This window comes from uncultured Tessaracoccus sp., from assembly GCF_947255005.1.
Classification (GTDB): domain Bacteria; phylum Actinomycetota; class Actinomycetes; order Propionibacteriales; family Propionibacteriaceae; genus Arachnia.
Genome location: NZ_CAMYFI010000073.1, coordinates 1 through 9971 on the forward strand (window position 1 = coordinate 1; position 9971 = coordinate 9971).

The window sequence follows — 9971 nt, forward strand, 5'->3', positions numbered from 1 at the left end:
TGAGTCTATCTGGCAGTTCCGGTGCGTGCCTCGCAGCCTCGTGGCAGGCTGGGATAGCAAGAAACGGCAACAACCCCCGGCGCGGTGCGAAATGCTGCATGCTGGGCGGAACCCCGCCCCGTACCGCCATCGAAGAAGGAGCCCACATGGCACTACCCACACCCACACCCGCCACCGCAGACATTGGCGTCACCGGCATGGGCGTGATGGGCCGCAACCTGGCCCGCAACCTCGCACGCAACGGCTACAAGGTGGCCATCCACAACCGCTCGGTAGAGAAAACCGAGCAGGTCTTCACCGATTTCGGCGACGAGGGCGAGTTCATTCCGTCGGAATCGATGGACGACTTCGTCGCCTCGCTGCAGCAGCCCCGGGTGGCGATCATCATGGTGAAGGCGGGCGCCGCCACCGACGCCGTCATCGACGAGCTCGCGCAGCGCATGGACGAGGGCGACATCATCGTCGACTGCGGCAACACACTGTTCCACGACACCCGCGCCCGCGAAGCCGCGCTGCGAGGCACTGGCCTGCACTTCGTGGGCGTCGGCGTCTCCGGCGGCGAAGAGGGCGCGCTGCTCGGTCCGTCGATCATGCCGGGCGGCTCCGAGGATGCCTACCGACGCCTCGGCCCGATGTTCGAGAAGATCTCTGCCCACGTCGACGGCGAGCCGTGCTGCACGCACGTCGGCCCCGACGGAGCCGGGCACTTCGTGAAGATGGTGCACAACGGCATCGAGTACGCCGACATGCAGGTAATCAGCGAAGCCTACGACCTGCTGCGCCGCGCGCTCGGCCTCACCCCCGCCGAAATCGCCGACATCTTCGAAGAGTGGAACCGCGGCGAGCTCGATTCCTACCTCATGGAGATCACCGTCGAGGTGCTGCGCCAGGTGGATGCCAAGACGGGCAAGCCCCTCGTCGACGTCATCGTCGACGCCGCGAAACAGAAAGGCACCGGCGCTTGGACCACGCAGACGGCTCTCGATCTCGGTGTGCCCATCACCGGTATCGGCGAGGCGACGTTCGCCCGCGGGCTGTCGTCGTCGCCCATTCAGCGGCAGGCGGCGCAGGGCTTCGCCGGTGAGGCCGCGGAGTGGAACGTCGAGGATCGCGACGGGTTCATCGAGGACGTCCGCCAGGCGCTGTACGCGTCGAAGGTGGTGGCCTACTCGCAGGGGCTCAACGAGATGCAGGCCGCCGCTGCCGAGTACGACTGGAAACTGGACCTGGGTGCGATCGCGAAGATCTGGCGCGGCGGCTGCATCATCCGGGCGCGTTTCCTGAGTGAGATCACGCGCGCATTCGAGGCCAACCCGGAGCTGCCGCTGCTGATCGCCGACGACTACTTCTATGAGCGCATCGTGAAGGCGCTGCCGTCGTGGCGACGGGTGGTCGTCGCGGCCGCCACCCACGGTGTGCCTGCGCCGGTGTTCACGTCGTCGCTGTCGTACTACGACGGGGTGCGCTCCGACAGGCTGCCCGCCGCGCTGGTGCAGGGGCAGCGCGATTACTTTGGCGCGCACACCTACGCGCGCATCGACGCCGAAGGCAGCTTCCACACGCTCTGGGCGACGGACGACCGCAAGGAGGTGGAAGCATGATGCAGCTTCGTGAAGACGCGCAGTGGGCACTGGTGGTGCCCACGTCGATTGGTGTGCGTATTACGCCGGAGAACCGGCAGCCGGTGCACGTTTCGGATCGCTACCTGTTGCAGGCCACGTCGGCGGAGACGAACGTCGCGTCGATCTCGTCGCATCTCGGTTTGCCGACGAAGGTGCTCACCAACTTCGTCGAGGGCTCGCCGATTTCGGCGTTCATCAAGACGGATCTGCGGGCGCGCGGGATGGCATTCGAGGGGCCGAACAAGCCGCAGGGAGGCGCCTGGGGTTACCGGCACCAGTTCAACATCGCCGATTCCGGATTCGGCGGGCGGGCGCCTCGGGTGTGGAACGACCGCGCGGGTGAAGTGGGGCGCGACCTCGACGTCGCCGACTTCGACCTGGAGCGGCTGTTCGCCGACGAGGGTGTGAAGATCCTGCATCTCTCCGGCCTGATCGCCGCGATTTCGCCGAACACCAGCAAGTTCTGCGTGGAACTGGCGCGCAAGGCGAAGGAGCACGGCACCCGCGTCGCGTTCGACCTCAACCACCGCGCATCCTTCTGGAAGGGCCGCGAGGAGGAGCTGTCGGCCGCGTTCCGCGATATCGCATCGCACTGCGACATCCTGTACGGCAATGAAGAGGACTTCCAGCTGTGCCTCGGCATCGAGGGGCCGGAGGCCGGCGGCGAGGACATCGACGCCGAGATCGAGAACTTCAAGGCCATGATCTCTGAGGTGCGCAAGGCATACCCCGACGCGGCCTACGTCGGCACGTCGCTGCGCGAAGTGCTCTCCGCAAACCGGCATCGCTGGGGCATGATCCTGTTCGGCGAGGGCGAGTTCAACGTCGCGCCGCTCAGGGAGATCGACGTGCTCGACCGCATCGGCGGCGGCGACGGCTCCATCGGCGGTGTGCTCTACGGCATCCTGCAGGGCTGGACGCCTAAGCGGTGCATGCAGTTCGGCTGGGCCACCGGCGCGATGGCCGCGACGAGCCTCCACGACTACGCCGCGCCCGCCGACGAGGCCCAGGTGTGGTCGATGTGGGAGGGCAACGCCCGAGTCCAGCGCTAAGGGCCAAGATAGATCAAGTTCGTGGTGGGCAGACGCACCACGAACTTGATCTATCTATGCGCGACGCCCGGCACGTTCGGCAAATGCATCCAACGCCTGGGTGAGCCCGACGACGGTCCACGCGTCCACGCCGCCCACGCGACGCTCGCGGCGCAGCAGCCCCGCGTCGGTGAGCCGCGTGCACAGGCGATACGCCGACGGGCGGGGAATCCCGGCGGCCACGAGCATGTCGATGTTAAACGCCGGCTCCGTGGAACAGACCTCAGCCATGCGCACGATGTTTGCCGTTGTGCGACGAGCGGTCGCCAGAATCTCGTCGCTCACCGCCTCGACGTCGGTGCGCAGCCGCAGAGCATTCTCGACCGCCATTTCGGCGGCGTCGGCGAACTGCAGCACGATCTCCTCCGGCCTGCCCTCTCGGTATGCGGTGAGTGCTTGGAAGTACGCGTCGGTGTTGGTCAAGAGCCCCGACGAGATAGGCACCGATAAGTTTCGAGCAACGCCGCGGTGCCGCAGCACCGACGACACGAGCGCCCGCCCGGTGCGGCCGTTGCCGTCGGTGAAGGGGTGAATCGTCTCGAAGTGCGCGTGGGCGATGGCTGCTTGCACGAGCGGCTCGACGTCGGTGCGGCGCAGGAACTGCATGAGGTCTTCCAACGCGTCGGGCACGTCGTCGTGGTGTGGCGGGACGAAGGCCGCAGTGACGGGTGACTCACCTCCCACCCACACCCATTCGGTGCGGATCCGCCCGGCATTGGCGGGGTCGTCGCCGCCACCGAGCGCGTCGTGCATCGCGAGCAGCATGGCAACGTCCATCGAGTCGGCCAGCGCAATCGCTGCCTCCATGGCCTTGACGTTGCGCGCGATGCTGGTGGCGTTGCGGTTACTGCGTTCCCCGAGCGTCGCCAGCGCAATCCGACGCGCACTCGCACTCAAGCGTTCGATCTCCGAGCTCGACGACGATTCACTCCGCAGCAGCACACTGGCGAAGGGCAGCCCCCAACGTTGCGCCGTCGCGTCGAAGCGCTCAATCGTCGACGTGGCCGCCCGCGCTTGCGCCAACACTTCCGCGTCGAGATGCACCGGCAACGAGGCGATCATCGGCACTCGCACATAGTGAAACTCGCCCCTGTTGCGAAGGCGGCGCCGCCGGCTCATCAACGCGTCCGGACTCGGCTCCCAGGTGGCATGCCGGTACTCCACCGCTGGCCAGTTCGTGCCCATGTCGCCCCCTTATTGTTATTGAGAACCTAGGCGGTCAGATTATCATTAACGCCTGCTAATGATAATGAACTGGATGCGATGAGGAGCCTCCCTGGCGCGCGCCACAGGAGCCCCAAGATAGATCAAGTTCGTGGTGGGTAGACCCGCCACGAACTTGATCTATCATCGCGCTAGCACTTTGCTAGCATCAGTTCATGTCCACCTTGTACATTCGTGACGTCCCCGACGACGTCGCTGCTGCACTCAGACGCCAGGCAGCCGAGGCGGGGCAATCGCTGTCGGCCTACGTCGGCGGGCAGCTCGCAACGTGGGCGAGGCGCCCAACCAATGCCGAGATCGTCGCCCGACTGCGCAAGCTCGATCGGAGCCAGGCACTGACGGCGGATGCCATCCTCGCGGCGCGCGACGCAGAACGCCGATGATCGTCGTCGACGCGTCCGCGATGGTGGAGACGCTCGTCGGCTCTGATCCCGCCGACGAGCTACTCGCCGCCCTCGAAGGCGACGTGCATGCTCCAACGCTGCTAGATGTCGAAGTGATGTCGGTGCTGCGCGGTCTCGAACTGGGAAAGATGCTGTCCGCCGCCCAAGCCGCTGAAGCGCTCGACACATATTGGAGCTTCAGCATCCAACGCCACGAGGTCCGGTTACTACGCAACCGCGTCTGGCAACTGCGCCACCAGTTCACCAGCTACGACGCGCAATACATCGCGCTCGCCGAGGCGCTCGACACACCGCTCTACACCTGCGATCGGAAACTGGCCGCACGAGGCCACGGCGCGAATGTTCGGGTCCAGCGCTGAGGGTCAAGATAGGTCAGTTCGAAAGCCATCGATGGCAACTCGGCCCGACGACCAACGAGGCGTGGTAGAGAAGTGTCATGACGAAGCTGTACTCAGGCGTTCCCGACGCACACACGGCAGGCGGCCCCGACGAAGTGCTCACGCACGCTGAGCTCAGCGAGTTCGTGCACACCCAGCTCGCCGCCCACGACTTCGACGGCAAGCGCGTCACCCTCGTCGTGCCAGACGGTACTCGGCACGCACCCGTCGCGATGATGTCCCAACTCATTCGCGACGCGCTCGGCACCCGGCCCGCATCCGTCCGCGTGGTGATCGCGCTTGGTACGCACGATTACATGTCCGACGAGGCCATCGGCAAGCTCATGGGCTGCGAACCAGGCAGATTTGCCGACACCTACCCCGGCTGGGAGATCGTCAACCACCTGTGGCGCGACGAGGCCACGTTCGCCAACCTCGGGACGGTGCCCAAGGAGCGCATCGCCGAGCTCAGCGACGGGCGCCTCACCGACCGCGACATGACCGTGCTCGTGAACAAACTCGTCGTGGACACCGATATCTCCCTCATCCTCGGGCCGGTGCTGCCGCACGAAGTCGTCGGCATCTCCGGCGGCAACAAGTACTTCTTCCCCGGTCTGTCGGGCCACGACGTGATCGACATGTCGCACTGGGTGGGCGCGCTGATTACGAGCTACGAGATGATCGGATCGCTCGGCATCACCCCCGTGCGCCAGATGATCGACGCCGCCGCCGAGCTGATCCCGTCGGAGAAACTGCTGCTGGGGATGATCGTGAAACCCGGTTCCGACGACCTCCAGTTCGTGGCGTTCGGCGACTCGCGCGCCGCGTGGGAGGCGTGCGCGGAGGTGTCAAGCCAAGTGCATGTGAAGTATGTGCCGCGCGAGTATAAGCGCGTGCTGTCGATCATCCCCGAGATGTACGAGGACATGTGGACCGGTGCCAAGGGGTTCTACAAGCTCGAGCCGATCGTCGCCGACGGGGGCGAGCTCATCATTTACGCGCCCCACATCCGCGAGGTATCGGTGATGCACCCCGGTATTGAGAAGATCGGCTACCACAACCGCCAGTACTTCGTCGAGCAGTGGGATCGCTTCAAAGATCACCCGTGGGGCGAGCTCGCCCACTCGACGCATCTGCGCGGCCTCGGCAGCTACGACCCCGCCACCGGCGTCGAAACCAACCGCGTCACCGTCACGCTCGCCACCGGCATCCCCCGCGCGACGGTGGAGGCAATCTCGCTCAACTACCTCGACCCCGCGACGGTCGACGTCGCCGCGTTCGAGCACGACCCCGACACCCTCGTCGTGCACGAGGCCGGCGAGCTCCTCCACCGCACGCAAGCCCAGCGCGGGAAGCTACCCGCCTGAAGGCGCCCCGTCGGCGCTACTTCGTCACCGTCACTGTGTAGACCACAGGCTCCTTGCCCTGCGCGTCGCAGTTCTCCAACGTGGTGCGGAGGCAGTACTGCACCGTGAAGGTGAACGTGCCCTCCTTACGCCCGGTCACGTCGGCATACACCGGGAAGCTGCAACCACCGTCCAGTGAGTCGTCCGGACAACCGTCGTGACCTTCCTTGATTGTCGCGAGCGGGGAGTCAGCACCGTCAGTGATGTAGTAGCTATCGCCGATGCTGGGGTTCGATTGTCCCAGCACCACTCGAGTGGTTTCCCCAACGGCGATGTGCACGTCGGTGGAATGGGTGCGAGGCGGCACGGGGTCCGGAGCAGGCCCCTCAGGGATGATGCCGAAGAGTAGCGCGAACAGCATAGCGATGATCGTCATACCTTATTAGTATGGACGGCACTCGGGTCATCGTCGCGCGGCTCCATCGCGCTCAGCCGGCCCGTGCCGCCAGCCACCTCGCCACGCATTGCACGTAACGCTCGAACTGCTCCAATGCCAGGGGGACTGCCTCGTTCACTCGTTGCTCGTCCACGCGCACGTATTCGTGGATGAGCACATTGCGCATACCGACGCTCGGTATCAGCGCCTCGGCAAGCGAACGGGGAATCACCCCCTGCGCCGCCGCTTCTCGGAACGACTCAGCCGCATCGGTTGGCGCCACATGCCCTAGCGATCCCACAGTGTGCAGATTGATGCCCACGGCGAGGTCCACCAGTTGCGTGAGTATCCGCTCCACCGCCAGTTGCTCGACCACACCCCGCTCGGGATTGGCCTCGATGTCTGCGAGCGTCCGCAACTGCCGCTCGATGAGTCGAAGACGCTCGAGCACCACAACGTCGCTGAATTGCCTAGGAACCATGCGCCAACCTTTCCAACGCTGCTCGGCGGAATGGCTCCTCGTCACGGTACTGCCCGAAGGCCGCGATGCGCAGGCGAGCCACCATCTCGGGCACGCGCTCCACGAGCGGTTCGCCATAATTCACGGCGCCGAACTTGGCGACAGCGCCAGCTCGGTCGAGTGGCATCAGGTCGACGTGGTCGCCGTACCTGGTGATGAATGCGGTCGCGACGGCGAACTCGTCGCCGCGAATACCTCGCTCAAAGCAGTACGCCAGGTCCAGATCACGCGCCACGGCCGCGTCGCGCAGCACGCTGCCGTGCAGCATGAGCACGGCAATATGTTGCGACGCGCACAGCTCCTCCAACGCGCCACTGGCCTGATCGGCTCGGAGCCTGGCCAGTGCCTCTTGCACCGACGTCATGATGCAAGTCTAGTGACCGTGCGCCGCACGCTCGGGGTAAAGATAGATCAAGTTCGTGGCTCGTCTACCCACCACGAACTTGATCTATCTTCAGGCTCGGCTGATCCGCGGTGCCGGGCGGCACATCCAGCACATCCGTCTCGACGCCCGCACCGTCGCCCCTGACGAGCGGTACCGCATCCCTCTTCACATGGGGTATCTCGCGCTACCTAACCCGATATCCACACGCGTTTGCCCAGAAGGACGTTTTGGGGCGATTTCGGCAAACGCGTGTGGATATCGGGTTAGCTCGGCCTCCGTACCCCCTCGCGAGTGCCGGCCAGCGCCACGAGTGGCAACTTTGGCAACTTGGCGACGTGGGAACGTAGACTCTGATCGAATCGAACGTATCGGCCACCGTCTTCAAAGGAGCATGCACGTTGCCGTCCGCCGCCACGATGACACCCCTGCGCACCTTGCCAGCGCCTCTTCGCGCGAAGGCCGACGACGTGATGCGCCGGCTGCGCGCCGCCGCTGGCGATGCGGGACGCATCGGGGTGGCGTATTCCGGCGGGGTCGACTCGGCCACACTGGCCGCGCTCGCGGCCGAGGCCGTCGGGCGAGAGCGAACCGTGCTGCTACTGGCGGTGTCGCCGTCGCTCGCGCGCCGGGAGCGCCGGCTCGCCCACGCCCAGGCGGCATCGCTCGACCTGGAGCTCGTCGAGGTTGCTACGCACGAGCTCGTAAACCCCAGCTACACCGCGAACCCCGTTGACCGCTGCTACCACTGCAAGAACGAACTGTTCACCCGGATTGACGAGAACGAGGCGGCGCGGCTGGAGCTCGCCGTCGTCGCGTACGGCGAGAATGCGGACGACGCGCAGCGTGTAGATCGGCCAGGCGCGCGCGCAGCGCGGGAGCACGCCGTCGCGCATCCGCTCGCCGACGCGGGCGCGACGAAGGAAGACGTCCGCGCCATCGCGCGCGCATTTGGCCTGGCCAGCGCTGATAAGCCGGCCGCACCGTGCCTCGCGAGCCGCATCCCGCACGGCGAGGAGGTAACCGCAGTCAAGCTCGATCAGGTCGACGTCGCGGAGGACGCCGTGCTCGCCGCCGGCTTCACCGACTGTCGCGTGCGCCACCACGGCACCGTGGCCCGCGTCGAAGTGCCGGCCGACGAGCTGGGGCGCCTCGCCGACGCGGAGCTGCGCCGGGTGATCGTCGACGGGGTGCGCACGGCGGGGTTCGCGCACGTCGCGGTCGACCTCGAGGGCATCCGTTCCGGCGCGTTCACCCTCCAACTCATGGAGGCACCCCGATGAACGACGTAGCCAACATTGATTTCGAGCGCTTTGCCCGACGGGGCTACCCCGAGGCGGTGCTGTGCCAGGGGAAGACGCCCGGCCAAGTGGCGCAGATCGCGGCGGCCTGGCATCGTCGCGCCTCCGGCGGCGCCTCGCTCGGCGCGCTGCTGTTCACCCGGGTCGAACCCGCGCACGCCGAGGTGATCCTCGACGAGTTCCCCACCGCGCTCCACGACGAGACCGCGCGCCTCGTCGCTTGGCCACCCGAACCACCCACCCCCACTGGCGGGCGCGTGACGGTGGTCTGCGCGGGCACGTCGGACCTCCCAGTCGCCCGCGAGGCCGCGCTCACGGCCCGCTTCCTCGGGCGCGAGGTGACCGAGATCATCGACGTCGGCGTCGCCGGCCTGCACCGTGTGCTGGCCAGGCGCGACGAACTGGAAGCCGCCGACGTCATCGTCGCGGTGGCGGGCATGGACGCGGCGCTGGTGCCCGTCGTCGCAGGGCTGGCGCGCTGCCCCGTCGTCGCCTGCCCCACCTCCACCGGCTACGGCGCCGCCTTCGACGGCGTGGCCGCCCTCCTCTCGATGCTCAACGCCTGCGCACCTGGGGTCGGTGTCGTCAACATCGACAACGGCTACGGCGCCGGCCACCTGGCCGCGCAAATCACCGCCCGCAAGGAGTTCCCGCATGCATGACATCACCGCCGGCGGCCACCATCACCACCATGTGACAACGGCAGATGGCACCCAGGTGCCCGAAGGCACCCGCATCGAGCCCGGCGCGCTGTGGCAGCCCACTGCACCCGCCCACAACCTCCTGTGGCTGGACGTTTCCCAGGGCGCCGCGGGCGACATGCTGCTCGCCGCGCTGATCGACGCCGGCGCCGACGCGGCGAGCGTGGCTGCGGTGCTGGAGCTCATCGCGCCGGGCAAGCTGCACCTCCAGCAGCGGCGTGTGGAGCGCGGGCCGTTCACCGCGTGCAAGGTGGACGTGATCGCCGACGAGCCCAACCCACCGGTGCGGCACCTCGCCGATGTCGAGGCCATGCTCGCCGTCGACGGCGTACCCGAGGCGACGCGCACCCTCGCCCTCAGCGCCTTCCGCCTGCTGGCCGAGGCCGAGGCGCACGTGCACGGCATGTCCGTCGAGGATGTGCACTTCCACGAGGTGGGGGCGCTCGATTCCATCGGCGACATCGTCGGCGTCGCGGAGGCGTTGCGCACACTACGGGTGGCGCGCGCGTCGGGCTCGACGGTGGCCGTCGGCGCTGGCGACGTGCGCACCCAGCACGGCAATCTGAG

General features: G+C 66.9%; 12 protein-coding genes. 8 read left to right on the plus strand and 4 right to left on the minus strand.

Annotation, left to right across the window (positions count from 1 at the left end; genetic code table 11):
- Window positions 1-146 precede the first annotated feature (146 nt).
- Window positions 147-1601, plus strand: a complete 1455-nt coding sequence (gene gndA, locus Q0X61_RS11490; protein WP_297742780.1) for an NADP-dependent phosphogluconate dehydrogenase — start codon at window positions 147-149, stop codon at window positions 1599-1601.
- A complete protein-coding gene (locus tag Q0X61_RS11495) occupies window positions 1598-2674 on the plus strand; it encodes a PfkB family carbohydrate kinase (RefSeq protein WP_297742782.1) in 1077 nt (358 codons plus the stop codon). Before gndA ends, Q0X61_RS11495 begins: the two co-directional genes overlap by 4 nt.
- A gap of 54 nt (window positions 2675-2728) precedes the next feature.
- Here the strand turns inward: Q0X61_RS11495 and Q0X61_RS11500 are convergent, their stop codons facing one another.
- Complete coding sequence (locus tag Q0X61_RS11500; protein ID WP_297742784.1) at window positions 2729-3898, minus strand: Fic family protein; 1170 nt, start codon at window positions 3896-3898, stop codon at window positions 2729-2731.
- 194 nt (window positions 3899-4092) lie between these two features.
- Here Q0X61_RS11500 and Q0X61_RS11505 point away from each other — a divergent pair, with 194 nt between their 5' ends.
- The 3 genes from Q0X61_RS11505 (at window position 4093) to Q0X61_RS11515 (ending at window position 6085) form a co-directional block, all read left to right on the plus strand.
- A complete protein-coding gene (locus Q0X61_RS11505) occupies window positions 4093-4320 on the plus strand; it encodes a FitA-like ribbon-helix-helix domain-containing protein (RefSeq protein WP_297742786.1) in 228 nt (75 codons plus the stop codon).
- A complete protein-coding gene (locus tag Q0X61_RS11510; protein ID WP_297742787.1) occupies window positions 4317-4700 on the plus strand; it encodes a type II toxin-antitoxin system VapC family toxin in 384 nt (127 codons plus the stop codon). The genes Q0X61_RS11505 and Q0X61_RS11510 overlap by 4 nt, the downstream gene beginning before the upstream one ends.
- Window positions 4701-4777: 77 nt before the next feature.
- Window positions 4778-6085: a lactate racemase domain-containing protein gene (locus tag Q0X61_RS11515; RefSeq protein ID WP_297742788.1), complete on the plus strand. Its 1308-nt coding sequence runs from the start codon at window positions 4778-4780 to the stop codon at window positions 6083-6085.
- 16 nt (window positions 6086-6101) lie between these two features.
- Here the strand turns inward: Q0X61_RS11515 and Q0X61_RS11520 are convergent, their stop codons facing one another.
- The 3 genes from Q0X61_RS11520 to Q0X61_RS11530 are packed head-to-tail and all read right to left on the minus strand — an operon-like array spanning window position 6102 to window position 7384.
- On the minus strand, window positions 6102-6500 hold the full coding sequence (locus Q0X61_RS11520; RefSeq protein WP_297742790.1) for a hypothetical protein: 399 nt from the start codon (window positions 6498-6500) through the stop codon (window positions 6102-6104).
- A 52-nt stretch (window positions 6501-6552) separates the two neighbouring features.
- On the minus strand, window positions 6553-6981 hold the full coding sequence (locus tag Q0X61_RS11525; RefSeq protein ID WP_297742792.1) for a type VII toxin-antitoxin system HepT family RNase toxin: 429 nt from the start codon (window positions 6979-6981) through the stop codon (window positions 6553-6555).
- On the minus strand, window positions 6971-7384 hold the full coding sequence (locus Q0X61_RS11530; RefSeq protein ID WP_297742794.1) for a hypothetical protein: 414 nt from the start codon (window positions 7382-7384) through the stop codon (window positions 6971-6973). The genes Q0X61_RS11525 and Q0X61_RS11530 overlap by 11 nt, the downstream gene beginning before the upstream one ends.
- A 419-nt stretch (window positions 7385-7803) precedes the next feature.
- Between Q0X61_RS11530 and larE the strand changes: the two genes are divergently transcribed.
- The 3 genes from larE to larC form a co-directional block, all read left to right on the plus strand.
- Window positions 7804-8685 (plus strand): ATP-dependent sacrificial sulfur transferase LarE, encoded by an 882-nt coding sequence (larE, locus tag Q0X61_RS11535; protein WP_297742796.1) that lies wholly within the window; start codon window positions 7804-7806, stop codon window positions 8683-8685.
- On the plus strand, window positions 8682-9365 hold the full coding sequence (gene larB, locus Q0X61_RS11540; protein WP_297742798.1) for a nickel pincer cofactor biosynthesis protein LarB: 684 nt from the start codon (window positions 8682-8684) through the stop codon (window positions 9363-9365). Before larE ends, larB begins: the two co-directional genes overlap by 4 nt.
- Window positions 9358-9971 (plus strand): nickel insertion protein (gene larC / locus Q0X61_RS11545; protein ID WP_297742800.1); only part of this gene is annotated, 614 nt, incomplete at its 3' end. The genes larB and larC, both read left to right, overlap by 8 nt.